We start from the raw sequence: 24,948 nt of genomic DNA, 5'->3' as shown, positions 1-24,948 counted from the left end.
GATGTTCAGCAGCTGCAGTCACAGTCGCAGCAGTCACAGTCGCAGCAATCGCAATCACACCCGCCGCAATCGCAGCAGCCGTCGCAGCAGCCGCCACCGCCGCCCGCGGCGTGGTGATGGCCGCCGCCGCAGTTGCAGTTGCCGCAGCCATCGCAGCAGTCGCAGTCGCAGCGATCGATCCACGGCGCCTTGCGATGCCCGCTGCACGGGCGGGTGTGCCACTTGAAACACGCGTAGCCGGTGCAGTACTGGGCGCCGATGATCCCCAGCCCCTCGAGCGGGTTCGGCCGCTGTGTCGGCGGTCCTCCCGGCCCGGGCGGCACCAGCCCCGGCTGCGGCGTGAACGGCGCGCCCGGCTGCCAGGGCTGCTCACCGCGCGGTGCCGCCTCGGATGCCGTCGCGGAGTGGGTGCGGCAGGTGTGGGTGGTGCAGGTGTGCGCGATGCCCGCGGCCCGGCCCAGCTTGCGGACCACGCCTCCCAGCGGGTCGAGCAGGATCCAGCGGACCGTGGCGGCGCGGTCCAGGGCGACGCGGGCGAGGGCCGCGCGCAGGAGTGAATTCGATTCGGCGACCAGGGCGTGCGCCTGTTCCCGGGTGGTTCCGGTGGCCGACAGCGGGTTGAAGTGGCCCTGGGCGTTGTCCGCGTCGAGGTCCTCGAGCGCGTCGGCCAGGTGCGCGATCCGGCCGAAATGCCATCCCGCCTCACGCAGGGCGTCGGTGTTCTCGGGCCGGTTCGCGAGAACCGCGGTGTGCGCGAACAATTCCGCCGCGCAGAGCTGGGTCGGCGCGGTCAGCTCGGCGAGGGTGCTCTCGGGCGAATTCTCCAGCCGCAGCTGCGACTCGATCGCGGTGATCAGCGGTTCGACGTCGAGACCGAGGGGCTCGGCGGCGGCGCGCGCCCGGGTGTGCCACCGGGTGGAGACGCGGGTGAGCGGGCGGCGCGCCAGGCGGTGGGCATCGCCGTCGTCGACATGGTCGCGAATCTTGGCCGCGCCCAGCAGCAGTGAGGCGGTCGCGGCGAGGCGCACGCCGGGCGCGTCGGCGGCGACCACCTCGGCGCGGCGCATGCCGCGCAACGGGCAGGGACCCGCGGCGGTGCGGGCGGCCGGCTCGGATTGCTGTGCCTCGGTGAGTATTTCGAGGACGATGGCATCGGTATTGGTCGCCGCGCGCGCGAGCTGGCCGTGGCCGTCACGCAAACCCAGGCAGAGACCGCACAGGTGGGTCTGCCAGGCCGACGGGTCGATACCGTGCCGCACCGCACTGTGCGCACACGGCTTCAGCAAGCCGAACAACGACGATCCCCATCCCCGGCCGAAGCGGCCGTCCTGCAACACGATCGCAGCGAACTGTGGCAGGCGAGGGGCGTGGCGGCAAGTCGGCCGGGCGACGGACGGCCCGGACGCCGGTCAGACCGGTTCGGTCTTCTTCTTGCTGCCGGACAGACCGCGCCAGGCCAGATCGTCGAGCAGATCAACGGCCTCGGCCATATCGATCTGCCCGCTGGCGACCCGGTCGGCGATGGCCTCGCCCGCGCCGATCACGGCCACCGACACCACCTCGAAATTGGTGCCCGGTTCGGCGTATTTGGCGCTGGATTCGAGCAGCTTGGCGGTGAGTTCGATGACCCGGTCGCGGCTGTTGGCGATCTCGGAGGCGAAGGGCTGCTGGCCCAGTGCCTGCCGGTAGAGGACCTGCCAGGACAGTCGGTTCTGGTCCACGTAGGACAGGAAGGCCTCCAGGCCCGCGCGCAGCTGCTCGTGCGGGGTGAGCTTGGGGTTGCCAGCGACCGCGACCGCCTCGATGAACCGCATGCTCTCGCGGTGGATGCAGGCGCGGAAGAGCTCGTCCTTGGATCCGTAGTAGAGGTACAGCATCGGCTTGGAGATCTTCGCCTCGGCGGCGATGGCGTCCATGGAGGTGTCGTGGTACCCCTTGCGCGAGAAGACCTCCACGGCGGCGTCGAGCATCTGCTGCTCGCGCACCGCGCGAGGAAGCCGTTTCGTTCCGCCTGCCATTCACTCTCCTAAGACCGGACAGTCGACGCTCTCGACGAGCGTCGAAGTCCTTATCTTACTCCATGGTAAGTTCCATGAGCGTGAATTGCCGGTCATCGCCAATACCGCGCTCAACAGCGCTTTCGCGCCGCGGCGGGCCGATCCGTGAGATGTACTCGAAACCGGAAGTTTGCTCAGCAGTGCGGCGCGGAGCCCTTGAACTTTGCCATGCGAAGCACCGAGGCATCCACCTGGGCTCCCGGTAGGCGGCCGCTGCTGACCGCGTCGACGAGCCGGTCGAGCACCTTCGGCACCGCGTCCGTGGTGATCCACAGCGCGTTGTCGGCGCCCGCGATCAGGGCGGCCTCCACCGCGTCCTCGATGCTCATGCGGTTGGCGATGGCCGCCATGCCGCCCAGATCGTCGGTGAAGATGACGCCGTCGAAGGGTGCTGCGCCGTAGCCGGTGCCCTGCCGCAGCAGTGCCATGGCCTGCGGGCTGATACTGGCCGGCACATTCGGGGTGGTGAGCCCGGGCACATCCAGGTGGCCGACCATGACCGCCGCACCCGAATCGACCAGCTGCCGGAACGGCACCAGGTCCTTGTTCTGCAGCTGATCCAGCGGCGGGGTCTGCACCGCGCCGGTGTGCGAGTCGCCCGAGCCCGAGCCGTGGCCCGGGAAGTGCTTCATGACGCTGCCCACCCCGGCGTCCTTGAAGGCCCGGATGAACGCCCCCGCGTACTGCACCACCACGTCCGGGTCGTCGGAGAAGGAGCGGTCGCCGATCACCGAATCGTCGGGCTGGCTGCTGACATCGGCGTCGGGCGCGAAGTCCACGGTCACGCCGAGCGCCTTCAGTTTCTGCGCCCGGTCCAGGCTGAAGGTGTAGAACTCGTCCGGGCTCATGGTCTGCGCGATCACCCGGGACGAGGGCGCGACCCCGATCAGGTCCTTGGCGCGCGAGACCCGCCCGCCCTCCTCGTCGATGGTCACCATGAGCGGGGTCCGCGAGGCCTTCTGGACCGCGTCCACCTGGTGCTGGGCCAGCATGGCCTTGTCGGTCCAGCTGCCGATGAAGATGCCGCCGATCTGCTCGGTCTTCACCACGTTCTCGGCATCGGCCTCGCCGGTGACGCCGACGGTGAGCAGCTGCGCCAGCTTCTGCCGCAGGGTGAACTGCGACAGGTAGCCGGCCGCGCAATCCTGCTGCGCCGGAGTCGTCGGCGGCGGTGCGGCGATGGTGGTGGTGCTGTTCGGGGATCCGCTGCTGGTCTGCGCGGATTGAGTGGACGAGTTGTCGCTGCTGGAACAGCCGGACAGCACGAGTGCGGTCACCGCGATGACGATTCCCGGTACAAGGCGCATGTCCCGACCGTAGCTCCTCCGCCTCCCCGCGACTCTAGCGGCCCGCTGACGGCCGTTGCCTGTTTCGCACCCGTGCCGGCGGTTGGATGCCGAACCGATTTGGGGCGTACCCGGCGAGTTACCCCGAACTTACGAGATCAGTTGTCGCCCTTCGTATCCCAGTCATGGTTTCGGCAATTCGTGGTGCCCGCCGAAGGCCTGGCGCATGGCGGAAAGGATCTTGTCGGCGTAGAGCCCCTCGCCGCGGGAGGAAAAGCGCTGGAACAGGGCCGCGGACAGGACGGGGGCGGGCACGCCCTCATCGATGGCGGCATCGAGGGTCCAGCGACCCTCGCCCGAATCGGAGACGCGGCCGCCGAAGGAATCGAGGTTCGGGTCGGCGTAGAGTTCGGCGGCGGTGAGGTCGAGCAGCCAGGAGGCGACCACCGAACCGCGCCGCCACACCTCGGTGACCTCGGGTACGTCGATGTCGTAGCGGTAGTACTCGGGGTGTTCGAGCGGGGTGACCTCCGCGGAGTGCTCGGTGTCCTGGTGCTCGCCGGCATCGGCCCGGTGGAGGATGTTGAGGCCCTCCGCGTACGCGGCCATCGCGCCGTACTCGATCCCGTTGTGCACCATCTTCACGAAGTGCCCCGCACCCGCGGGGCCGCAGTGCAGGTAGCCCTGTTCGGCGGTGGAGGGCGTACCGGTGCGGCCGGGGGTGCGCGGCGCGGCGTCCACGCCGGGCGCGATCGACTTCAGCAGCGGGTCCAGGTGGGCGACGGTGTCGTTCTCGCCGCCGATCATCAGGCAGAAGCCGCGCTCGAGCCCGAACACGCCGCCCGAGGTGCCGATGTCCACGTAGTGGATGCCCTTGGGCCGCAGGGCCTTCGCCCGCGCGATGTCCTCGTGGTAGCGGCTGTTGCCGCCGTCGATGATGATGTCGCCGGGTTCCAGCAGCCCGGCCAGCGTGTCGATGACCGCGCCGGTGGCGCCCGCCGGGATCATCACCCACACCACGCGCGGGGCGGTGAGCATGGCCACGAACTTGGGGAGTTCGGTGCTGCCCTGGAAACTGTCGCCCAGTTCGGCGGAGAGTTCCTCGATGTGCTCCGGGTGGCGTTCGTAGCCGACGGCGGTATGCCCGTCCCGCACGATCCGGCGCACGATATTCGCGCCCATCCGGCCGAGTCCGATCATTCCGAGCTCCATGAGTGGTCTCCTCGCGTCGTACGGTTTCGATCCGTCTCGATTGTCCTCCCGGCGGTGGGCCGCGAAATTTTTTCCATTCGGGCGGAACGGGTGTGTAACGCCCTGGAATGGGTGTCGATAGAAGGGATGGCTCCGTGCTGTTGCCAGACCCCCGACCCGGCAACCGCACGGAGCTCTATTTTTGCCCCCAGCTATCGTTGCAGAAAATTCGCTGACAGCTGAATGGGATGGTCGCGAGCCGTTGGGCTCCTGGCATTCGTTGACTTCTGAACACGAAAACCGCCCACCGCATTGAGATTGCCGACAGTGTGCTGTCGGTCGCGGCGGGAATCGGATGCCGCATCGACCGAGCAGCCGTGAGGTTCATGCCCGGGAAGTTCGGGGCAACCGTTCGGCATCGGTTGTGGACAGCGTTCTGAGGCATTCATTTTTCAGTACGACAGACGGGTACCTCATGGACTGGCTGGCTCACTTCATCCTCGGCTTCATCAGCACCATCTCGGCCTCCGCCTCGGGTGAGCACTGGTAGGCCGCCTCCGAAGAAACGCCGAAAGCGATGCGGCCCGGAAGATTCCGGGCCGCATCGCTGTGGTACTGGGGGTTCGGGGGCACAGCCCCCGGGACCCTGCGTCAGAAGGCCGCTTCGTCCAGCTCCATGATGTCGTTGTCCAGGTTGGACAGGACGGTGCGGATCGAGGTCAGCTCCGGCAGCACGTTGCGGGCGAAGAACTGCGCGGTGGCGATCTTGCCCTGGTAGAACGGCTCGTTGGAGCCGTTGTCGAGGGCGTTGATGGCGACCTCGGCCTGGGCCAGCAGCAGCCAGCCGATGATCAGGTCGCCGACTGCCAGCAGGAAGCGGACCGAGCCCAGGCCGACCTTGTAGAGCTCCTTCGGGTCCTGCTGGGCGCCCATCAGGTGCCCGGTCAGGGTGGCGGCCATGCCCTGCACGTCCTCGAGGGCGGTGGCCAGCAGCTTGCGCTCGGCCTTCAGGCGGCCGTTGCCACCCTCACGCTCGATGAACTTCTGCACCTGGCCGGCCACGTGGGCCAGCGCCACGCCGCGGTCGCGGGCGATCTTGCGGAAGAAGAAGTCCTGCGCCTGGATGGCGGTGGTGCCCTCGTACAGCGAGTCGATCTTGGCGTCGCGGATGTACTGCTCGATCGGGTAGTCCTGCAGGAAGCCGGAGCCACCGAAGGTCTGCAGCGAGTCGGTCAGGTACTGGTAGGCCCGCTCGGAACCGACACCCTTGACGATCGGCAGCAGCAGGTCGTTGACGCGGAACGCGGTGTCCTTGTCGGCGCCCGAGACCAGCTCGGCGATGTCGGCGTTCTGGTGCGCGGCGGTGTACAGGTACACCGCGCGCAGGCCCTCGGCGTACGCCTTCTGCATGGCCAGCGAACGACGCACGTCCGGGTGGTGGGTGATGGTGACGCGCGGGGCGCTCTTGTCGGTCATCTGGGTCAGGTCGGCGCCCTGCACACGGGTCTTGGCGTACTCGAGCGCGTTCAGGTAACCGGTCGACAGGGTGGCGATGGCCTTGGTGCCCACCATCATTCGCGCGTTCTCGATGACGTCGAACATCTGCGCGATGCCGTTGTGGACCTCGCCCACCAGCCAGCCCTTGGCCGGAACGCCGTGGCCGCCGAAGGTGACCTCACAGGTGGCCGAGACCTTGATGCCCATCTTGTGCTCGACATTGGTGACGAACACGCCGTTGCGCTCACCCAGGGTGTCGGTGTCGAAGTCGAAGTGGAACTTCGGCACGTAGAACAGCGACAGGCCCTTGGTGCCCGGGCCGGCGCCCTCGGGGCGGGCCAGCACAAGGTGCATGATGTTCTCGAACAGGTCGTCGGAGTCGCCCGAGGTGATGAAGCGCTTGACGCCCTCGATGTGCCAGGAGCCGTCCTCCTGCTGGATCGCCTTGGTGCGGCCGGCGCCGACGTCGGAGCCCGCGTCGGGCTCGGTCAGCACCATGGTGGCGCCCCAGTTGCGGTCGGCGATCTTCTGAGCCCACTTCTTCTGCTCATCGGTGCCGTTGTTGTAGAAGACCTGCGCGAAACCCGCACCGGCGGCGTACATCTGGGCCGGCGGGTTGGCGCCGAGGATCATCTCGCCCAGGGCCCAGCCGATGACGGACGGGGCGCCGAGGCCACCGAGCTCCTCGCGGACCGGAACCTTGGACCAGCCGCCGTCCTCGAGGGCGCGGTAGGACTTCTTGAAGGAGTCGGGGAGGGTGACCGTGTGGGTCTCCGGGTCGAAGGTCGGCGGGTTGCGGTCGCCGTCGACGAACGAATCCGCCAGCGGGCCCTCGGCCAGACGACGGACCTCGTTCAGCATCTCCTTGACGGTGTCGGCGTCGAGGTCGCCGTAGGCGCCCGCGTCGAGCAGCTTCTGGATGCCGAGGAACTCGAAGAGGTTGAACTCGAGGTCGCGAACGTTGCTCTTGTAGTGACCCATGGTCGTACTCACTCTCCATTGAGATGGGTGCGGTTCGGTGTGTGCCGTTCCCGCCCGTTAGGTCTCCACCGGGTAGACACCGTAAAGCAGCGCTACTGGCGGGTAACTTATGCGCCATGTTACCGACCGGTAAGAGGTGCGCCAAGGTCATCACGGCCGAATGTGACTGAAAGCACGCGAGTTGCCGGGACCCGGGGTTGGCCGGGGTGATCGCGGCCTGGTCGATCGAGGTCCGGCGGCGGCGGCGCGATCCGCCGGTGTGCCGCGCGAGCCCGGTCCGTGCCTCTGATTACGGTGCCTCCATGCGCATCGAGACGAGTGCCGGACCGGCGGAGGTGGAGATCGAGCGGCGCGGGCGGGCGAAGCCCCGGTTCCTGCTCGTGCTCACCCATGGCGCCGGTGGCGGCGTCGAGGCGAAAGACATACTGGTCCTGCGGGATTCGGCGGTGGAAATGGGCGGCGCGGTGGCGCTGGTGACCCAGCCGTACCGGGTCGCGGGGCGGCGCGCGCCGGGCAAGGCCGACGTGCAGGACGCGGCGTGGCTGGAAATCATTGCGGCACTGCGGAAGAAGGTGCGCGGGGTGCCGCTGGTCCAGGGCGGGCGCAGCAATGGCGCGCGGGTGGCGTGCCGGACCGCGCGGGCGGCAGGGGCGCGGGGCGTGGTCGCGCTGTCGTTCCCCCTGCATCCGCCGGGCAAGCCCGAGAAGTCGCGGCGCGAGGAGCTGCTCGCTCCCGGGGATATCGAGGTCGTCGTGGTCAACGGCGCCCGCGACCCGTTCGGCATCCCGGAGGCCGCCGACGCGGCCGAGGTGCATGTCATTGCGGGACAGGCACATTCGTATCGGGCGGGGTTCGAGGAGATCGTCGCCGTGCTCACGCCGTGGCTGGAGCGCTGGTCCGCGAGCTGAACGCCGCATCGCGCTGCGCCTGTCCGACCGGGCCTGCAGAGCACCGGAATTGGCGTCCGCAGCTGGCGCGGGGTGCCGTCAGGAGAGGTCGAGCGCCGGCGGCTGCGGGGCTTCGAGGGCGAGCGGCTCGTCCTGGGGTTCCGGCGCGAGCCTGGTCGCCACCACCAGGGCGTCGATGGCGTCGCGGTCCTCGGTGGGGCGGTGCACGCGGTCGGCGATGCGGATGCGGATATCGGGCTCGGCGGGGGACAGGTCGGCGAGGATGTCGGCCGGGGTGAAGGTCCGGGCCGGATCCTGCTCGCCGCCATAGCCTTCCGCCAGGTTCAGGGTGTCATTGCCGATCACCAGCAGGGTGCCCTCGGGGGAGAGCATCTCGGTCGCGCGCAGCAGCAGGGCGCGGCGGTCCGCGGCGGGCAGGTGCAGGAAGGCGAGCAGGATGAGCTCGTAGGGTCCGGTGATGCCGGCGACGTCCAGGTGCATGACATTCGCGTGGATCCAGTGGATGCGCCCGCGCACCGAGCGCGACAGCCGCGAGGCGACGGTCCGGCCCTTGTCGATGCCGGTCTGGGAGAAGTCGACGGCGTCCACCTGCCAGCCGTGGGTGGCCAGCCACAGCGCGTTCCGGCCCTCACCGCACCCCAGGTCCAGCACCCGCGGCAGCTCCGGCCGCGGCTCGCCGATCCCGCCGCCGACCGGCGCCCGCCGCTCCAGCCCGAAGACCTGTTCGACCACCGTGGCATTCGGAGGTGCGCCCCACACCAATTCGGTATTGGCGTAGTGCTCGTCCCATTCGGCGGCATCCATGGGGACGAGTCTATGAGCTGTGCGCCGAGACGAGTTCGGCCGCGAACGCGGAGGCGTTCGCGGCCGAGTGTCGCATCGGGGTTCCCCGAGAATTGATTTTTCTACAGCGTGGTGTGCATCAGCAGCACGTTGTACTGGCTGTGGACCGTGGTGAGGAAGTACAGGTCACGCCCGGTCTGGTACGGGAAGATGTACGGCGCGTACGCCGTCGGCAGTTCCCGCGTGTCGATGAGCACCGACGGTGCGCTCCAGGGACCTTCGGGACTCGGCGAGGTGTACATGACCACCGAGTTCCACGGATCCGTGGTGAGCATGACGTACTGGCCCAGGTAGTCGTTCCACTGCACCGACATCTCCGCCACGCCGCCGCCGATCACCGGCTGCGCCGCATTGACGTCCTTCTGCCACTTGCCGCCGTCCCAGTACTCGTACGCGCCCATATCGGTGACCGCCCCTTCGGGAACGCGGGCGACGTATGCCGGGTGGTTGCGGCCGGATGCGGTGCCGAACTCGTAGAGGAACCCGTCGCGCTTGGCGAAGGCGTTCATCTGGAAGTTCCCGTTGCCGCCGTCGTCGGGGCGGCGGGTGGCGGGCAGCTCCACCCAGTTCTCGCCGTTGTCGCCGGACACCGCGAGGCTGGAGTAGTTGGTGGTCCACTCGCCCACGTCGTCCCAGCTCTTCACCGACATCAGGCTCATGATCTGGGTGCCGCCGACCGAGATGCCCGCGGTGGGGATGCGGCTGATCTCGATGAACGGGATCTTCGGGCTGGGGATCAGATCCCTTGCCTGGCCGAAGATGTCGCGCACCACCGAGTCGAAGTAGATGCCGTTCGCAGGGTCCTGGGTGTGTGAGCGCAGCAGGATGTTCGAACGCCACGCCCAGGTGCTACCGACGAGCAGATTCGGCAGGCCCAGGCCGGCGGTGTCACCGAATGCGGTGAGCATCTCGCCGTTTCCGTCGTCCCACATGATGCCCAGGTCGGTCCCGAGCACGTTGTAGGTCTGGGTGTTGTTGGGGCTGGCCATTCCGGTGACCTGGAAGACCGCCTTGGTGCGGCCCGGCAGCTGCGGCAAACCGTTCGAGCCGTTCAGCACCGGAATCGGGTTGATTGCATTCGGATTGGCTGCAGCCGGCATGGTCACGGTAAGGAGCAAGGCCGTGGCACCTGCTATCGCGGAAAGCAGCAGCGGGGCGGTCTTGGTCAATGCGGTGCTTCCTCCGGGTCTCGCCGAATAATGCGCGGACCACACCGTATGTGACGGGCCGCACAATGCGTTCGACTCGTTGGCAAAGTGTGAAAATGCTAACAGCCATACCCGAAATTCGGGGCTTGCAAACCGAGTTATTTGCCGTGAATTGGCTTACTTTCCATTCCTACCATGGTCGAGCGCCTGCTTCAGGATGAGCGGCAGCTGCGTGGCGCGTTCCACCGCGAGGGTCCGGCGCACCGACGCGTGCCAGGAGCGGTCGAACAGTTTCTTGGCGCTCGCCACCGCCTGCGGGGAGCGGGCGGCGATGCGGTCGGCCAGTTTCTCGGCGGCCGCGCGCGGGTCGGCGGTGACCTCGGTGACCAGGCCGATGCGCTCGGCGTAGGCGGCGTCGACCGGGTCGGCGGTCATGGTGAGCAGCAGCGCCTGATCGAGGCCGATGAGCCGGGACAGGGTGGCCGCGCCGGTCATGTCCGGGATCAGCCCGTGCTTGGCCTCCATGACCGCGAACTCCGAATCCGGTGTGACGAACCGGAAATCGGCGGCCAGCGCGATCTGCAATCCGCCGCCGTAGCAGCGCCCGTGCACCACGGCGATCACCGGCTGCGGCAGTCGCCGCCAGGCCCAGCAGGCCTCCTGGAAGGTATTGGTGCCGCGCCAGGGCAGCGGCACGAAGTTGCGCACCACGTCGAGCGGGTTGCCCATGGCCTTGGCGATATCCAGGCCGGAGCTGAAGCTGGGCCCGTTGCCGGACAGGATGACGGCGCGAATGTCGGTGCGCTTCCCGATGATCCCGGCAACCCGGACCAGCTCGTTCAGCATGTCGATGGTCAGGCCGTTGTGCTTGTCCGGCCGGTCCAGGGCCACGTACGCCCGGTCGCCGTCGAAGGTGAGGGAAACGTTGTGGCTCACGGTCTCTCCTTATCCGAGCTGGTCCAGGAGCAGGCGCGCGCAGCCGGCCGGATCGTCGAAGAAGGGCGTATGGCCGCTGCCGTGCAGGGTGACGTGCCGCGCGCCGGGCAGTTCCGCGCGGGCGCGCCGGGACTGTGTGGCGTACGTGAGCAGAATGTCACGGTTGCCCCAGGCGATGGTGATCGGGATGTCGCCGAGGGCGGTGCGGTCGGGGAGCCGGAAGTCGGTGAAGGAGGCCAGCGCGGCATCGAATCCCGCCGCGCCGAGCAGGCCCTCGACGGTGTCCACGGCCACCTGGGTGTCGATCGCCCAGGGCTTGCCGAACACCAGCCCGAGGAAAGTGGAACGGCCGACGATGTTTCCGAGCACCGCGGGCACGGCCGGATGCAGCGCCCTGGAGAGCTGTTTGGCGCGGCCCAGCGCCTGCTGGCACCAGACGCGGCCCGCGGTGTCCCAGAACGCGATGGGGGAGTAGGCGGTGACCGAGCGTGCCAGGCCCCGTGCGGCCAGGTCCAGCACGATGCCACCGCCCATGGAATTGCCTGCCAGATGCGGATTCTCGATGCCCTCGGCATCGAGGAAATCGACCAGGGCATCGGCGAGGGTGGAGACGGTGGTGTGCTCGATCGGTGCGCTGTCGCCGAATCCGGGCAGGTCCACCGCGATCACGTCGAAGGATTCGGCCAGGGCTCCGATGATCGGCTCCCAGACCTGCCAGCGGCTGCCGACGCCGTGCACGAGCACGAGAGGGTCGCCGCTGCCGGTCCGGTGATGGTTCAACTTCGTCATGCGTGACTCTCCCCTGTCCTGATCCCTGCGAATCTCACCCTACAGTCGTTGACGTGTCGCCAACAGGCGGGAAAATTCTGCTCCGGCGGTACGATAAAAGGTATGGCAACCCGGAAAGTGACACTGTCGCTGGACGAGGCGGCCTGGTCCTATGCACAGGACGCCGCCGCCCGCGCGGGCATGTCGCCGTCGGCGTGGATTTCCCGCGCCGCGCGCCGCGAAGCCGTGCGGCTGGGGTGCGGCCCGGTGCCGGACCCGGTCGAACTCGCCGCGGCCGACGAGGCGGAAAAGCTCGCCGCCGAAAAGGAGCTGCGTGCGCAGGGGTGAACTCTGGGTCTACCACCCGCACGGCACCACCCGAACCCGCACCATCATCCTCATCTCGAGCGACGGCATCAACGAGTCGCCGCGCCCCTGGCTGATCGCCGCCGAGGTCGAGGCCGGGGATCCCGGGGACATCCTGGCCGTGCCCATTCCCGGCCACGGCTGGGTCCACGCCGGCAATCTGGGCCGCATCTATCGTGGCTGGTTGGAGCGTCGCATCGCCGACGTCGACAGCGAAACGGCCGAGCGAATCGACACAGCGCTGCGCGCCGCCATGGATCTGTGAGAGGGTGCCTGCGGCAGTTCTCCCGTCGAACCTCGAGAGTAGAGGCACCAGTGCGCATTTCCTTGTTGGCCGCCGCGCTCGTCGCGCTTCCCCTGCTGGCCGCGTGCGGCGGCAGCGGCGACAAGCCCGCCGATGTCACCCAGGCTGATGTGTCCAAATCCCTGCAGGCCGGTGGTCTCGAAGCCAAGTTCGCCGACTGCGCCGCGAAAGTCTTCGTGGATCAGGGCATTTCGCAGGACGGACTGCGTCGCATGATCAAGAACGACGCCAAGTCCGGCAATGTGACGGACATGGAGTCGGCCGGCATGAGCAAGGACGACACGGACAAGGCGCAGGCCGCGGCCACCAAGATCGTCACCGCCTGCATGCAGTCGGCGCAGTAGCGCGGCGGTCACCGCGGTAGCGCGATCGTCACCGCGATCGCCGGGGGCCTTGGCGGCCCGCGGTTTTCGATCTCCGCTTGTTAACTCCCGGGTGCCGGTGTGCAATCTCAGAATCGACCGGGATCGGCCCGGCGTCCGGGAGGGATCACAAATGCGGAAATCCGTCGTCGTGGTGGCGCTGCTGGCGCTGCCGTTGCTGTCCGCGTGCAGCAATGACCAGCAATCGGCCACCCCCGCCACCACGACCGCGCCCGCGGTGACGGCCACCTCGGCGGCCGCGACCAGCGTGTCCGGCGCGCCGGCCACCTCGGCGGGGGCGGCCACCAGCCCGGGCGGCGGCGCGCTGACCGCCGAGCAGATCTCGAAAGCCTTGCAGGACAAGGGCAAACTCAGTCAGCAGACCGCGGATTGCGTGGCCAATGTCTACCTTCAGGAAGGCCTGTCCGACAGCGGCATCCAGAAGATCGTCGACAGCGCCAACGGCACCAACCCGGCCAAGGTCAGCCTCGGCACCGAGGATCTGATCAAGGCGGGCAAGGCCACCAAGCGAATCGCCACGGAGTGCGTCAAGTAGTGCGATGACATGCGGAAAGTCCTGCCGTGGCATGTGAAAGGCCCCCGTCCGATGGACGGGGGCCTTTCCTTGTGGAGCCGGTGACGGGAATCGAACCCGCAATTCGACCTTGGGAAGGTAGCGTGTTGCCACTACACCACACCGGCGCGGTCCTGCTTGCGCACGCGACTCTATCAGACCACTTCGCGCCCGGTGCAAATTCTCGGATCTCCTCGCAGGTCGCGGGTGAGTGAGCGCGGGTGTGTCCGGCCCCGGCGGTTCCCCGTGTCGGAGGCGACGCGCCGAAGATCGCGGAGCTCTTTCGCGGAAGCAGCTGGTTCCGCCTACGGGCGGTCGTAGACTGGCCCGCAGGGTCGAAAACCCGTCCACCACAGGAAGTTTGGATGCGCTGAACGTTAGCTGAAGCGTGCGCTCGGTGCTCCTGCTCGGCGGTCGAGGAGGACGTATGACCGCGGTGCCCGCTCGTGACGTTCCCGAGCTCGAACCCGTGCGGCCATTTCCACGGCGGATGGGACCCCGGGGGTCGTATCTGTGGAAGGCCATCACCACCACCGATCCCAAAATGCTCGGGAACATGTACCTGTTCACGGCCATGGCGTTCTTCCTGGTCGGCGGCCTGATGGCGCTGCTCATGCGCGCCGAGCTGGCGCGGCCGGGCATGCAGTTCCTGACACCGGAACAGTTCAACCAGCTGTTCACCATGCACGGCACCATCATGCTGCTGTTCTACGCGACGCCCATCGTCTTCGGATTCGCCAATGCGGTGCTGCCGCTCCAGATCGGCGCGCCGGATGTCGCCTTTCCGCGGTTGAACGCGCTCAGCTACTGGCTCTACCTGTTCGGGGCCACCATGGCGACCGCCGGATTCATCACGCCGGGCGGCGCGGCGGACTTCGGCTGGACCGCCTACACCCCGCTCAGCCTGGCCGAACACGCACCGGGCGTGGGCGCGGACCTGTGGATCATGGGCGTCGCGGTGTCCGGCGTCGGCACCATCCTGGGCGGGGTCAACATGATCACCACCGTCATCTGCCTGCGCTGCCCCGGCATGACCATGTGGCGCATGCCCATCTTCACCTGGAACATCCTGGTCACGAGTGTGCTTGTGCTGCTGGCGTTTCCGATCCTCACCGCGGCGCTCATGGGCCTGGAGGTGGACCGGCACCTCGGCGGGCACATCTACGACTCGGCCAATGGCGGGGCCATCCTCTACCAGCATCTGTTCTGGTTCTTCGGGCATCCCGAGGTCTATATCGTGGCGCTGCCGTTCTTCGGCATCGTGACCGAGATCTTCCCGGTGTTCAGCCGCAAACCGCTGTTCGGCTACACCACGCTGGTGTACGCGACGCTGGCCATCGGCGCGCTGTCCATCGCGGTGTGGGCGCACCACATGTACGCGACGGGATCGGTGCTGCTGCCGTTCTTCTCGTTCATGACCTTCCTCATCGCGGTGCCGACGGGGGTGAAGTTCTTCAACTGGGTGGGCACCATGTGGCGCGGGCAGCTGACCTTCGAGACACCCATGCTGTTCTCGGTGGGCTTCCTGGTGACATTCCTGTTCGGCGGGCTCTCGGGCGTCATCCTGGCCTCGCCGCCGCTGGACTTCCACGTCTCGGACACGTATTTCGTTGTGGCGCATTTCCATTACGTGCTGTTCGGCACCATCGTGTTCGCCACCTTCGCCGGCATTTACTTCTGGTTCCCCAAGATGACCGGGCGGCTGCTGGACGAGCGGCTCGGGAAACTGCATTTCTGGACCACGTTCCTGGGTTTCCACACCACGTTCCTGGTGCAGCACTGGTTGGGTAACCAGGGCATGCCGCGCCGCTACGCGGATTACCTGCCGAGCGACGGATTCGCCACGCTCAACACCATTTCCACCATCGGCTCGTTCATTCTCGGATTCTCGATGGTCACGTTCGTGTGGAATGTCTTCAAGAGCTACCGCTACGGCGAAGTGGTGACCGTCGACGACCCGTGGGGTTACGGCAATTCCCTGGAATGGGCCACCACCTGCCCGCCGCCCCGGCACAACTTCTACGAACTGCCGCGCATCCGCTCCGAGCGCCCGGCATTCGAACTGCATTACCCGCACATGGTCCCCCGCATGCGCGCCGAGGCTCACGCCACCTGGGGTCTGCGTAAACCGAAACAGGTCATCGAGGTGTTCGCGCCGGAAAACCCGCCGGTGGAGCACTGAAAGTTCGCGGCCCGTCTCGTTCTGGACTGAGCGGAGCGACGGAGCGCAGCGGAGGAGCCCAGGGAGGGAAGAACGAGACCTTGGGGGCCGCGAACCGCCCGGAGCGAAGCGGAGGGCAAAATGGCACGGTGCTGCTTAGTGATCGCGACATCCGTAAGGAAATCGCCAATGGACGTCTCGGGGTCGAGCCGTTCGACGAGAAGCTGGTGCAGCCGTCGAGTATCGATGTGCGGCTGGACAGTCTCTTCCGGGTGTTCAACAACACCCGCTATACGCATATCGATCCGGCGCAGCGGCAGGACGAGCTGACCACCCTGGTGGAGCCCGCCGAGGGGGAGCCGTTCGTGCTGCATCCCGGTGAATTCGTGCTCGGCTCCACGCTCGAGGTGTGCTCGCTGCCCGACGATCTGGCCGGCCGGCTGGAGGGCAAGTCCAGCCTGGGTCGGCTGGGCCTGCTGACCCACTCCACCGCGGGCTTCATCGACCCCGGATTCAGCGGGCACATCACGCTGGAGCTGTCGAATGTGGCGAATCTCCCGATCACCCTGTGGCCCGGCATGAAAATCGGGCAGCTGTGTCTTATCCGGCTCACCAGCCCGGCCGAGCACCCGTACGGCAGTGCCGCGGCGGGCTCGAAATATCAGGGTCAGCGGGGGCCGACACCGTCGCGGGCCTATCTGAATTTTCCCGTGTCCAAGTGAGTTGCATTACGGGGTAGCGGTTTCGATCCGGCGCGCGGCGTAATTCGGCCGCTGCCTGGACAGTTGACCGTCGTCCGTGGCGCGAATACGCCGTCCGATGGGCGGGTACAGCGGGTGTACGGATGGCCCGGTACGTCGTAAGGTGGCGACGACGGGTGTGTGTCGACGAGATGGGCAGCGGATGAGTTCGGTTCTGGGAGTTTCGGTGGGGGCGGGTGCGGTTCGCGTCGCACGTCCGTTCACCGGCGATTCCGCCGAACAGGCCGCACGCAATGTCGGCGCACCCCCACAGCAGCGATACGCCCGGGCCCGCAGCGGATTCGACGGCCCGCCGGACGCGTTCGACGTGCAGGCGGTGCCGGTCGGGGAACGCCGGGTCGACGAGCTGGTCGCCGACGCGGTCGGGGCGGTGCTCGCCGCGGATTCGCGGATCAGCGCCACCGCCATCGCCTACCGGGACGAGAATCACGCGCGGGCCATCCGGGCCGAGCTGGCGCGGCGGCAGTTCACCAATTACGAGCTGGTGCCCGACGTGGTGGCGGCGCTGGAATTCCTCGAATACTCCGGGGAGCTGCAGGGTTTCGGCACCGTCGCGCTCTATGACCTAGGCGCGTCCGGGTTGTCGGTGACGGTCGTCGATACCGGCACCCGGCAGGTCTGCTTCAGCGAACGCACCAGCGATATCAGCGGCGACTACCTCGACGCGCTGATCCGCGAACAGCAGATCGCCTCCGGGCGGATCGCCCATCCGCCGGACCACACCGGGCTCATCGCGCTCGACAAGCTCTGCCGCGAGGCCAAGGAGCAGCTCTCCAGCAGCAGCGCGGTGGCACTGCCCTCCACCGAGGGCCTGGTACTGCTGTCGCAGGAGAACTTCGAGGCCCTCATCATGCTGGCCGTCGAATCCTCCGCTCGCATGACACGCGATGTCATCCTGCGCTCCGAGCAGCCGGTGCAGGCGGTCGCCCTGCTCGGCGGCTGCGCTCAGATTCCGCTGGTGGCAAAGGTTTTGCGACGCTGGCTGGGCGTCCCCGTCATCGTCCCGGCCGCCCCCGACACCGTGGTCACCCGCGGCGCGGCCATGCTGGCCCGCCCGGTCCTGCACCGGCCCGCACCCGCGCCCTTCCCCACCGCCCCGCGCGAGGACGCCGTACCCGCACCCCCGGAGCCCAGCCAGTCCTGGCCGGCTCGGCCGGGTGAGGCGGAGAAATTCGGCCGCCGCCGCGAGGTCAGCCTGGCCGGCGTCGCCGTCGGCGCTCTCGTCGTGGTGGCCGCCATCGGCATCACCCTCGGCTGGGGATCCCAAGTCCTGACCCATGATTCGCAGCGCCAGGACGCCGTCACCAGCTCGGTCCCGGCCAGCACCACCCGCCCCTCCACCGAACCGGCGGTCGCGTCGCCCACCACCACCGACGCCACCAACGAGTCCCTGGCCGCACCCCAGCCCCACACCTACACCACCACCACCGAGGCCCCCACCACCACGCCCGGCCCGAACACCATCACGATCATCCCGGGCCTCCCACCCGTGGTCGTTCCCACCCTCCCTCCGCTCTTCCCACCCGCCCCGCCCCAGCAAGCGCGCTGACGCTCCCTGCCGAGCTCGAAAGCCGTTGTGGGCCAGACTCATCGAAAGAGCCGAGTCCGCCCCGTCGACTGCCAGGTGGGGCGGACTCGGTGGCGCGAGGACCGGCTGCGTTCAGTCCTCGCTTTCCGCTCCCACCGCCAGAGCTGTCGTGATGATCGCCGACAGGGGTGGGAGTTTGGAATCACGTGCGGGTGGCGTCACCCAGTGGCAGCCCTCGCGCGTCCAGCGGCCGAGGCCGGTGGGGAGCATGACCGCGCTGCCGATGGCCGGAATGCCGATATCGAGGCGGTTGAGCGCCATCATGATCTGGTCGCCGGGCCGCGAATCCGGTTCGGCCAGAAAGCTCCAGCGAATCTGCCGGGCCAGCATGGGCCCGCCGCGGCGCTGCTGTTGCAGTGCGCCGCGCAGCATTTCGGCCCGCGCGACCGGTAGGTGCACCACCCCGATCTGCGCGGTGACGGGAAGCATGACGAATCCGCCGCGTTCGATGACCGGCAGCCCGAACTCGTGCCGGTAGTAGGAAACCCAGTCTTCGACTGTTCTGAGCCTGTCCGCGTTCATGTCCCCGCCTCCTTCCCCTGGTCACCAGGGTCGCGTGCCGGGGGCCGCGGTGAGAACGCCCGCACACCCGCATTCCGCTGCCTTTCCGCCGCCACTATTACCGGTGCGTATAACGCCTGGTACCGAGAAGGTTTCGGATGTGGTCGCGGCCACTTTCCGCTCGTACCCTGGAGTTCGGAGTTCGTTCGGAAGGGATGGCACCGTGGTCCGGCACTGGTCAGGCAAAGAGGCCCGGGCCCTCCGCGATGCCAAACGCATGAGTATCCGGGAGTTCGCCGCCCACCTGGGTGTGCACGAACGACTGGTCTCGAAATGGGAGGCCGGGGGCGATCGGGTGCATCCCCGTCCCATCAATCAGGCCGCCCTCGATACTTCCCTTGCCAGGTCCGACGATGTTGTGCGGGCACGGTTCGCGGCCTTGATCGACCAGCCCTTGATCGACCGCCCCGCCGTTCCCGGTTTCGATGTGCGCCAAGGCGGTTCCGAGTTTCGGAGCGGGATGCCGGCGCAGGCCAGTTATTCCAGCGACGCGGAACTGCTGGCACTCGTCGATACGGGTGCGATGAGGGGCGATGCGTTAGCGGCGATTTCGGAGAGGGATCTGATCATGGCGGCTGCTCACGAAGCAAGCGAGCACGCGGGGAGGGCCGAGGGCACCAATGTGGGTGCGACCCTGCTGGAACAGCTCGATGCGGATGTCACGCGCATCGCCAACGATTACGTACACATGCCGCCGGTGCCGATGATGGTGGAGATGCTGCGGGTGCGGCGTCGGGTCTACCGCTTGCTGGAAGGCCATCAGCGTCCGTCCGATACGGCCCACCTGTACCTTCTGGCCGGCACCCTGTCCGGTCTGCTGGCGAATGCCAGTACGGATCTGGGCTATTTCGACGCGGCCGGTGAACAGGCAAGGGCCGCTTGGGCTTACGCCGAACTGTGCGAGCACGATCCGCTGCGCGCCTGGACCCGCGGCATGCAGGCGCTCATCGAGTATCGGTCCGAGCGGCCGCGCCGCGCGGTCCTGCTGGCCCAGAGCGGCCAGCGCTACGCCGAATCCGCGACCTCGCGGGTGCGGCTGCTGAACATCGAGGCCCGCATCTGGTCGCGGCTGGGCAGCACCGCCGACACCGAGCGCTGCATCCGCGCCGCCGACGACGCCCGCGACAGCGAATCCAGCGACAACCTGCACGACGACGTCGGCGGCGTGTTCGGGTTCAACCAGCCCAAGAGTCACTACTACGCCGGCGCCACCTATATCCACCTGGGCCAGGCCGAGCCCGCCCTGGACGCCACCAGCCGGGCCATCGACCTGTACGTGAACGGCCCGACCGACAAGCGCTCCTACGGCGCGGAGTCGCTGGCCCGGGTGGACAATGCGGCCGCCCACCTGATCAACGGCAGCCTCGACGGCGCCGCCGCCGCGCTGGAGCCGGTGCTGGAACTCGACGAGGACAAGCGGATCGCGCAGTTGGAGGAACGGCTCAGGGCGCTGCGCCAGCGGCTGGCCGGCCCGGAGTTCCGGGACGCCGCTGAAGCGCAGGACCTGGACGAGAGGATCGAGGAATTCTGCGGCTCCACCGCCGCACGCAGCGTGCTGCCGCCCGATACCTCGAGGTAGCCGCCCCGCTACCGTCCGGTAGCCCTGTGCTGGACACGAAGAAACCTGGTTGCGGGCGAATGGCACCATTAACGGGGTGAGCCCATCGAGTCACCTTCCGCATCGGTCCCCCCGCGTCCTGGAACAGTCCACCAAACTCCAGAACGTGCTCTACGAGATCCGGGGTCCGGTACACGCGCACGCGGCACGGTTGGAGGCCGAGGGTCACCGGATTCTGAAGCTGAACATCGGCAATCCCGCGCCGTTCGGATTCGACGCGCCCGACGTCATCATGCGCGACATCATCGCGGCGCTGCCCTACGCGCAGGGCTACTCGGAGTCCAAGGGCATCCTGCCGGCGCGGCGGGCCATCTTCACCCGCTACGAATTGGTGCCCGGCTTCCCGGAATTCGATGTGGACGACGTCTACCTGGGCAACGGCGTCTCCGAGCTGATCACCATCGTCATGCAGGCGCTGCTCGACAATGGCGACGAGGTGCTCATCCCCGCGCCGGATTACCCGCTGTGGACGGCCATGACCTCGCTCGCGGGCGGCACCCCGGTGCACTACCTGTGCGACGAGTCCAACGACTGGCAGCCGGACATCGCCGACATGGAATCCAAGATCACCGACAAGACCAAGGCGATTGTCGTGATCAACCCCAACAACCCCACCGGTGCGGTGTACTCCGCCGAGGTGCTGCAACAGGTGGTGGACCTGGCCCGCAAGCATCAGCTGCTGCTGCTGGCCGACGAGATCTACGACAAGATCCTCTACGACGGCGCCAAGCACGTCTCGCTGGCGACGCTCGCCCCGGACCTGCTGTGCCTCACCTTCAACGGCCTGTCCAAGGCGTACCGGGTGGCGGGCTACCGCTCGGGCTGGCTGGTCATCACCGGTCCCAAGGAGCACGCGGGCGGCTTCCTGGAGGGCATCGACCTGCTGGCCTCCACCCGGCTGTGCCCGAATGTGCCCGCGCAGCATGCCATTCAGGTGGCGCTGGGCGGACATCAGAGCATCGACGACCTGGTGCTGCCGGGCGGGCGGCTGCTCGAGCAGCGGGATGTGGCCTGGGAGAAGCTCAATACCATTCCGGGCGTCTCGTGCGTGAAGCCCACCGGCGCGCTGTACGCGTTCCCGCGGCTGGACCCGGAAGTCCATGAGATCCACGACGATTCGAAGCTGGTGCTGGATCTGCTGCTGCAGGAGAAGATCCTGATGGTGCAGGGGACCGGGTTCAACTGGCCGCATCACGATCACTTGCGCATCGTCACGCTGCCCTGGGCCCGCGATCTCTCGGTCGCCATCGAGCGATTCGGGAACTTCCTGGCGAGCTATCGCCAGTAGTTCCAGCCGGAAATTCTCGATCACCGGGTACGCGCGGGGTACGCTGTGGTACCGGCGCGCCTTCGCGAATACCCGGTCTGACCTGCGGTTGATCGGTCTTGTCCGGTTGTGGACACCCGCGCTCGGGGTGGATGGCGCGGGTGAGACCCTGGCTAAAACAAACCGCTGGTACGAAAAAGTTGGGTTTTTAGAGACTTAGCTAGCGCAAAGAACCGTCTTTTGTGTACAGTGGTCCTCGGCACTCAGAGTGCCCGGTCGGACCGCCTACCCCCCCTGGGCCGTCCGGCCCTGGTTAGCCGGCCTACCCCCCCTGGGCCGCTGACCCGGGCGGCGGAGACATCCCCCTGCTCTCCGCCGCCCCTCCCAAACTTCCCACTCCCGCCTCCCCGGGCCTTCAGCGGACGGCTTGGAGCCATCGCCGGTTTCGTATCCGTGCCTGCGTTGGGAGGCGAGACGATTTTGGGGGTACCCGGTGAGTTACCCCCAAACATTGCGAAATCAGTTGTCGCCTTGGGGATCGGGAAGAAACCTTCGTTTGACGGGCGGGGAGAACCTCTCAGCATGTCAGGAATGGTTTTCGTTTAGGCTCGGCGGGTGAGCGATCACCAGCACTCTCATCATCACCATCACGACCACTCCGGACCCATTGCTATTGGGACCAATGCGGCCCGGGTCGTTGTCGGGCTATTGGCGGTGATCGGGGTGGCGGTGGTCGTCGGGCTGGTGTGGCTTTGGCCCAGTTCTCAGCACATCGATATTCCGTTGCCCATGCAGAACGGGGGCGGGGGTGCGGTGCACTCCGAGGCGGGGACTGTGGTCAAGCAGGATCTCGGGCCTTGTGGGGATGTGTCGAATGGGAAGGTCTTCACTGTTGAGCCGGAGTTGCTCGCGGCGGCTCAGCGGCAGTGTGCGCGGAGTGTGATCTCGATCGATTCGGGGGCGGACAAGGGGAGTTGGACGGTCTTCGTCAATTCGCCCACGCCGGATCAGCCGAATTTGAGGGTGGGGGACAAGATTCGGATCGTGCCGCAGGCGGCGCCGAAGACGCCGCAGGATCCGGGTGGGGCGACGCTGTACTCCTTCGATGATTTCGCGCGTGGGCTGCCGTTGAGCATCATCGGGATCGTTTTCGCGGTGGTCATCATCGCGGTGGCGCGGTGGCGGGGATTGCGGGCGTTGATCGGGCTCGTCATCGCGTTCGGCGTGCTGGTGATGTTCCTGCTGCCGGCGCTGCTGGACGGGAAACCGGCGATACCGGTGGCGTTGGTCGCGGGGGCGGTGATCCTCTACTCCGTGTTGTATCTGGCGCACGGGGTGAATCTGCGCACCAGCTCGGCATTGCTGGGGACGCTGACCTCGATGGTGCTGGCGGCGGTGCTGTCGTGGGCGTCGTTGGAGGCCACCCACCTCACCGGGTTGTCCGAAGAGCAGAACACCAATGTCGCCGCCTATATCCAGCACGTGAGCATTACCGGGCTGCTGCTGGCCGGATTCATCATCGGCTCGCTCGGTGTGCTCAACGATGTCACCATCACCCAGGCCTCGGCCGCCTTCGAGCTGGCGGCGCTGGACCAGAAGGCCAACCGCCGCAGCATCTTCTCCGCGGCCATGCGGGTCGGCCGCGACCATATCGCGAGCACCGTCTACACCCTGGTGCTCGCCTACGCCGGTGGGGCGCTGCCGCTGCTGCTGCTGTTCAGCGTGGCCGGGCGGCCCATCCGGGACGTGCTGACCGGCGACGCGGTGGGCATCGAGATCGCGCGGTCGGCGGTCGGCGGTATCGCGCTGGCCCTGTCGGTGCCGCTCACCACCGCCATCGCGGTGCTGCTGGCCCGGCCACTGGGCGCCAAGCCGGCCGAGGTGCGCGCGGGTGCGGGCGCCAAGCGGACGCGAAGTGCGGGGGCGCAACGGAATACGCCGCGCCGCGCGGGTGGGCCGCGCACCGGATCCCAGCCCGCGATGCGTCGTGCCGGTGATCCGCGCACCGGCGACCAGGCGGCCGTGTCGCGCAGCGGATCTCAGCCGGTCGCGCGGCGCGCAGGGGAGACCGGCGGCCCGCGCACCGGCGAGTACCCCTCGGGATCGCAACCTGTGGTGCGCCGAGGTGCTCAGCAGAGCGGACCGTACAGTGGGGAACAGCAGGCGGTGCCGAGAACCGGTGCGCAACAGCGGGATTCGTGGTCCGGGGAACAGCCCGTGGCGCGAACCGGCGCGCAGCCCGGTGGGAGTGAGCCGCCGACCGTGCCGAGAACCGGTGTGGTGCAGCCGAATCCGAATCCGCCGGAGGAGCGGCAGTACACGACCTCGTCGTGGTTCAATCCGAGCGAGCCGTGGTCGGATTCGGGAACGCGGGGCCAGGCCCGGCAGCAGGATCAGGGGTGGCAGCAGGATCAGGGCTACTCCGATGATCAGGGGTGGCCGCCCGAGCCGCCGCGTGGCGGACGGCACTCCCGGCCCTGATTCCGGCGGCGACCGTCAGTGTGTGTTCCGCGCCGCCTCGCAGAGCGCCGATACGCCGTCGGCGTCCGTGACGAAATGATCGAAGCCACTGGGCACTCCGAATTCGGCGAAGGAGACCTCGGAGTCGGACTGCGGGCGGCCGGGCACCGGAATGCGCACGGCCGCATGCAGATCGCGAGTTCCGGTCAGCTCGATCACCCGGCGGGCATTGTCCGCCCGCAGGCCGCCACACGCCATCACGTCGATGCGGCCGTCGGCCAGCGTCACCAGCCGGCCGATCAGGGCTGCGCCGTCGAGCACCGACTCCTGGCGGCCCGAGGTGAGCAACCGGGTGAAGCCCAGCTCCAGCAATTGGTCGAAACCCGCATACGGATCCGCGCACACATCGAACGCGCGGTGGAAGGTGACCTCCAGTTCGTCCGCGGCGGCCAGCAGCTCGGTATTGGCGGCCGGATCGACATGGCCGTCCTCGTCGAGGACGCCGATCACCACCCCGTGCGCGCCCGCCGCCCGCACCCGCTCGATATCGGTGCGCATCAGCGCCACCTCGTCGGCCGAGTAGCGGAAGTCGCCCGGCCGGGGCCGGATCAGCACGTGCACCTGGGTGTGCCCCGCCGCCTCGACCGCCGCCTCGATGAGCGACGGCCCGGGCGTGAGTCCCCCGACCGTCAGCCCCGTACACAATTCCACCCGTGCGGCCCCCGCCTGTTCGGCGATCCGGACCCCGCCCAGAGACTCCACCCCGATCTCGACCCGCACCGCCCGCGCATCCGTCATACCTTGCAGTATGGCGAACTCCGGCCCGTCATGTTGCCTGAGATTAGCCAACGGGCTGCGAATGGCCCGTGAATTGCCGCCGAAGCGCCCGCCGAATCGGCACGAACGGGCTGGTACGCGGCGGGAACGACGAAGGCGGCGCTACCGGGTTGGTAGCGCCGCCCTCGTCGATCAGGTTCGGCTGCCCGCTGTTTCGGGCCGGGGCCTAGTTCTTCCGGCCCGGCGCCTTCATCCCCGACTTGAACCCCAGGCCGCCCGGCTTGGCGGTCGGCGGCTCGGCCGCGCCATTGCCCTCCGAGGTGCCATTGCCCTCCGGAGCCGCCGGAGCGGCCGCAGCGGCGGGCTCGGCGACCTGAGCCGGAGCGGTCTCGGCCGGAGCCGAATCCGCCTCAGCCGCAGGCGCTTCCGGAGCCGGAGCAGCGGCCGGAGCCGCAGCGCCCGGAGCCTTCGGGCCGGGGCGCTTGAGGCCGGACTTCATGGCCAGGCCCTTGGGCGCGATGGACGGCTTGGCCT

The 24,948-nt window shown here is 67.9% G+C and carries 22 protein-coding genes, 1 tRNA gene and 2 pseudogenes; 11 read left to right on the top strand and 14 right to left on the bottom strand.

Translation table 11 applies throughout. The features are described from left to right. Positions 1-5: 5 nt before the first annotated feature. The 5 genes from ACFXKA_RS27605 to ACFXKA_RS27585 all read right to left on the bottom strand — a co-directional run bounded on the left by ACFXKA_RS27605 (position 6) and on the right by ACFXKA_RS27585 (position 7,012). Positions 6-1,295, bottom strand: a complete 1,290-nt coding sequence (locus ACFXKA_RS27605; RefSeq protein ID WP_379429502.1) for a DUF5685 family protein — start codon at positions 1,293-1,295, stop codon at positions 6-8. Positions 1,296-1,409: 114 nt separating this feature from the next. Next, positions 1,410-2,018, bottom strand: a complete 609-nt coding sequence (locus ACFXKA_RS27600; protein ID WP_354841260.1) for a TetR/AcrR family transcriptional regulator — start codon at positions 2,016-2,018, stop codon at positions 1,410-1,412. 173 nt (positions 2,019-2,191) lie between these two features. Further along, positions 2,192-3,364: a glycoside hydrolase family 3 N-terminal domain-containing protein gene (locus tag ACFXKA_RS27595; protein ID WP_379429501.1), complete on the bottom strand. Its 1,173-nt coding sequence runs from the start codon at positions 3,362-3,364 to the stop codon at positions 2,192-2,194. Between the two features lie 162 nt (positions 3,365-3,526). Continuing rightward, complete coding sequence (gene gnd / locus ACFXKA_RS27590) at positions 3,527-4,555, bottom strand: phosphogluconate dehydrogenase (NAD(+)-dependent, decarboxylating) (protein ID WP_379429500.1); 1,029 nt, start codon at positions 4,553-4,555, stop codon at positions 3,527-3,529. 630 nt (positions 4,556-5,185) lie between these two features. Further along, a complete protein-coding gene (locus tag ACFXKA_RS27585) occupies positions 5,186-7,012 on the bottom strand; it encodes an acyl-CoA dehydrogenase (RefSeq protein WP_379429574.1) in 1,827 nt (608 codons plus the stop codon). A 302-nt stretch (positions 7,013-7,314) separates the two neighbouring features. Between ACFXKA_RS27585 and ACFXKA_RS27580 the strand changes: the two genes are divergently transcribed. Beyond that, positions 7,315-7,920, top strand: a complete 606-nt coding sequence (locus ACFXKA_RS27580; RefSeq protein WP_379429499.1) for an alpha/beta family hydrolase — start codon at positions 7,315-7,317, stop codon at positions 7,918-7,920. A 78-nt stretch (positions 7,921-7,998) separates the two neighbouring features. Here ACFXKA_RS27580 and ACFXKA_RS27575 read toward each other — a convergent pair whose 3' ends face one another. The 4 genes from ACFXKA_RS27575 to ACFXKA_RS27560 form a co-directional block, all read right to left on the bottom strand. Then, positions 7,999-8,724, bottom strand: coding sequence for a class I SAM-dependent methyltransferase (locus ACFXKA_RS27575; RefSeq protein ID WP_379429498.1), 726 nt, complete (start codon positions 8,722-8,724; stop codon positions 7,999-8,001). A gap of 101 nt (positions 8,725-8,825) precedes the next feature. Then, positions 8,826-9,932 carry a DUF4185 domain-containing protein gene (locus ACFXKA_RS27570; RefSeq protein ID WP_354841274.1) on the bottom strand — a complete coding sequence of 369 codons (1,107 nt, stop codon included), beginning with the start codon at positions 9,930-9,932 and terminating at the stop codon, positions 8,826-8,828. 156 nt (positions 9,933-10,088) lie between these two features. Further along, a complete protein-coding gene (locus tag ACFXKA_RS27565) occupies positions 10,089-10,847 on the bottom strand; it encodes a crotonase/enoyl-CoA hydratase family protein (protein ID WP_354841277.1) in 759 nt (252 codons plus the stop codon). A 9-nt stretch (positions 10,848-10,856) separates the two neighbouring features. Then, positions 10,857-11,636 carry an alpha/beta fold hydrolase gene (locus ACFXKA_RS27560; protein ID WP_379429497.1) on the bottom strand — a complete coding sequence of 260 codons (780 nt, stop codon included), beginning with the start codon at positions 11,634-11,636 and terminating at the stop codon, positions 10,857-10,859. Positions 11,637-11,738: 102 nt separating this feature from the next. Here ACFXKA_RS27560 and ACFXKA_RS27555 point away from each other — a divergent pair, with 102 nt between their 5' ends. The 4 genes from ACFXKA_RS27555 (at position 11,739) to ACFXKA_RS27540 (ending at position 13,203) form a co-directional block, all read left to right on the top strand. Next, entirely contained in the window at positions 11,739-11,963 is a 225-nt protein-coding gene (locus tag ACFXKA_RS27555; RefSeq protein ID WP_040862373.1) for a hypothetical protein, read from the top strand. Continuing rightward, positions 11,950-12,246, top strand: coding sequence for a hypothetical protein (locus tag ACFXKA_RS27550; RefSeq protein WP_379429496.1), 297 nt, complete (start codon positions 11,950-11,952; stop codon positions 12,244-12,246). The genes ACFXKA_RS27555 and ACFXKA_RS27550 overlap by 14 nt, the downstream gene beginning before the upstream one ends. A gap of 50 nt (positions 12,247-12,296) precedes the next feature. Beyond that, complete coding sequence (locus ACFXKA_RS27545; RefSeq protein WP_354841288.1) at positions 12,297-12,629, top strand: hypothetical protein; 333 nt, start codon at positions 12,297-12,299, stop codon at positions 12,627-12,629. Positions 12,630-12,780: 151 nt separating this feature from the next. Continuing rightward, positions 12,781-13,203, top strand: coding sequence for a hypothetical protein (locus ACFXKA_RS27540; protein WP_379429495.1), 423 nt, complete (start codon positions 12,781-12,783; stop codon positions 13,201-13,203). 72 nt (positions 13,204-13,275) lie between these two features. Here ACFXKA_RS27540 and ACFXKA_RS27535 read toward each other — a convergent pair. Continuing rightward, positions 13,276-13,349: transfer RNA gene (locus ACFXKA_RS27535), tRNA-Gly, on the bottom strand. A 299-nt stretch (positions 13,350-13,648) separates the two neighbouring features. Here ACFXKA_RS27535 and ctaD point away from each other — a divergent pair. The 3 genes from ctaD to ACFXKA_RS27520 all read left to right on the top strand — a co-directional run bounded on the left by ctaD (position 13,649) and on the right by ACFXKA_RS27520 (position 17,692). Continuing rightward, a complete protein-coding gene (ctaD, locus tag ACFXKA_RS27530) occupies positions 13,649-15,403 on the top strand; it encodes a cytochrome c oxidase subunit I (protein ID WP_379429494.1) in 1,755 nt (584 codons plus the stop codon). 128 nt (positions 15,404-15,531) lie between these two features. Then, the gene (gene dcd / locus ACFXKA_RS27525; protein ID WP_354841295.1) at positions 15,532-16,104 is read left to right on the top strand and encodes a dCTP deaminase; all 573 of its coding nucleotides are present in this window, start codon (positions 15,532-15,534) and stop codon (positions 16,102-16,104) included. A 181-nt stretch (positions 16,105-16,285) separates the two neighbouring features. Continuing rightward, positions 16,286-17,692, top strand: a complete 1,407-nt coding sequence (locus ACFXKA_RS27520; RefSeq protein ID WP_379429493.1) for an Hsp70 family protein — start codon at positions 16,286-16,288, stop codon at positions 17,690-17,692. Positions 17,693-17,803: 111 nt separating this feature from the next. Here the strand turns inward: ACFXKA_RS27520 and ACFXKA_RS27515 are convergent, their stop codons facing one another. Both ACFXKA_RS27515 and ACFXKA_RS27510 read right to left on the bottom strand, forming a co-directional pair. After that, positions 17,804-18,253, bottom strand: coding sequence for a hypothetical protein (locus ACFXKA_RS27515; protein ID WP_379429492.1), 450 nt, complete (start codon positions 18,251-18,253; stop codon positions 17,804-17,806). Positions 18,254-18,470: 217 nt separating this feature from the next. Further along, positions 18,471-18,728 (bottom strand): hypothetical protein, encoded by a 258-nt coding sequence (locus ACFXKA_RS27510; RefSeq protein WP_379429491.1) that lies wholly within the window; start codon positions 18,726-18,728, stop codon positions 18,471-18,473. Positions 18,729-18,860: 132 nt separating this feature from the next. Between ACFXKA_RS27510 and ACFXKA_RS27505 the strand changes: the two genes are divergently transcribed. From ACFXKA_RS27505 to ACFXKA_RS27495, 3 genes and pseudogenes are all read left to right on the top strand, one after another. Beyond that, positions 18,861-19,871 carry an ABC transporter C-terminal domain-containing protein gene (locus tag ACFXKA_RS27505; RefSeq protein WP_379429490.1) on the top strand — a complete coding sequence of 337 codons (1,011 nt, stop codon included), beginning with the start codon at positions 18,861-18,863 and terminating at the stop codon, positions 19,869-19,871. Positions 19,872-19,938: 67 nt separating this feature from the next. After that, positions 19,939-21,198 (top strand): pyridoxal phosphate-dependent aminotransferase, encoded by a 1,260-nt coding sequence (locus tag ACFXKA_RS27500; protein ID WP_354841363.1) that lies wholly within the window; start codon positions 19,939-19,941, stop codon positions 21,196-21,198. Positions 21,199-21,792: 594 nt separating this feature from the next. Then, a pseudogene (locus ACFXKA_RS27495) lies at positions 21,793-23,085 on the top strand (YibE/F family protein); the annotation flags it as partial. A gap of 588 nt (positions 23,086-23,673) precedes the next feature. On the opposite strand, the gene ACFXKA_RS27490 reads toward ACFXKA_RS27495, so the two are convergent. Both ACFXKA_RS27490 and ACFXKA_RS27485 read right to left on the bottom strand, forming a co-directional pair. Then, a complete protein-coding gene (locus tag ACFXKA_RS27490; RefSeq protein WP_354841312.1) occupies positions 23,674-24,435 on the bottom strand; it encodes a copper homeostasis protein CutC in 762 nt (253 codons plus the stop codon). A gap of 205 nt (positions 24,436-24,640) precedes the next feature. Continuing rightward, positions 24,641-24,948 (bottom strand): annotated as a pseudogene (locus ACFXKA_RS27485) (Fe-S oxidoreductase); the annotation flags it as partial.

This window comes from Nocardia sp. NPDC059228 (assembly GCF_042754245.1).
Taxonomy (GTDB): Bacteria; Actinomycetota; Actinomycetes; order Mycobacteriales; family Mycobacteriaceae; genus Nocardia.
The sequence above is the reverse complement of the archived record's forward strand: the minus strand, read 5'-3'. Positions and strand labels throughout refer to the sequence as shown.

Excerpts from the sequence above, each read along its gene's own strand:
- ACFXKA_RS27560 (WP_379429497.1), bottom strand. The coding sequence starts at position 11,636 with ATGACGAAGTTGAACCATCACCGGACCGGCAGCGGCGACCCTCTCGTG.
- gnd (WP_379429500.1), bottom strand. The coding sequence starts at position 4,555 with ATGGAGCTCGGAATGATCGGACTCGGCCGGATGGGCGCGAATATCGTG.
- ACFXKA_RS27540 (WP_379429495.1), top strand. The coding sequence starts at position 12,781 with ATGCGGAAATCCGTCGTCGTGGTGGCGCTGCTGGCGCTGCCGTTGCTG.
- ACFXKA_RS27600 (WP_354841260.1), bottom strand. The coding sequence starts at position 2,018 with ATGGCAGGCGGAACGAAACGGCTTCCTCGCGCGGTGCGCGAGCAGCAG.
- ACFXKA_RS27595 (WP_379429501.1), bottom strand. The coding sequence starts at position 3,364 with ATGCGCCTTGTACCGGGAATCGTCATCGCGGTGACCGCACTCGTGCTG.
- ACFXKA_RS27585 (WP_379429574.1), bottom strand. The coding sequence starts at position 7,012 with ATGGGTCACTACAAGAGCAACGTTCGCGACCTCGAGTTCAACCTCTTC.
- ctaD (WP_379429494.1), top strand. The coding sequence starts at position 13,649 with ATGACCGCGGTGCCCGCTCGTGACGTTCCCGAGCTCGAACCCGTGCGG.
- ACFXKA_RS27515 (WP_379429492.1), bottom strand. The coding sequence starts at position 18,253 with ATGAACGCGGACAGGCTCAGAACAGTCGAAGACTGGGTTTCCTACTAC.
- ACFXKA_RS27555 (WP_040862373.1), top strand. The coding sequence starts at position 11,739 with ATGGCAACCCGGAAAGTGACACTGTCGCTGGACGAGGCGGCCTGGTCC.
- ACFXKA_RS27505 (WP_379429490.1), top strand. The coding sequence starts at position 18,861 with ATGGCGGCTGCTCACGAAGCAAGCGAGCACGCGGGGAGGGCCGAGGGC.
- ACFXKA_RS27490 (WP_354841312.1), bottom strand. The coding sequence starts at position 24,435 with ATGACGGATGCGCGGGCGGTGCGGGTCGAGATCGGGGTGGAGTCTCTG.
- ACFXKA_RS27520 (WP_379429493.1), top strand. The coding sequence starts at position 16,286 with ATGAGTTCGGTTCTGGGAGTTTCGGTGGGGGCGGGTGCGGTTCGCGTC.
- ACFXKA_RS27580 (WP_379429499.1), top strand. The coding sequence starts at position 7,315 with ATGCGCATCGAGACGAGTGCCGGACCGGCGGAGGTGGAGATCGAGCGG.
- ACFXKA_RS27575 (WP_379429498.1), bottom strand. The coding sequence starts at position 8,724 with ATGGATGCCGCCGAATGGGACGAGCACTACGCCAATACCGAATTGGTG.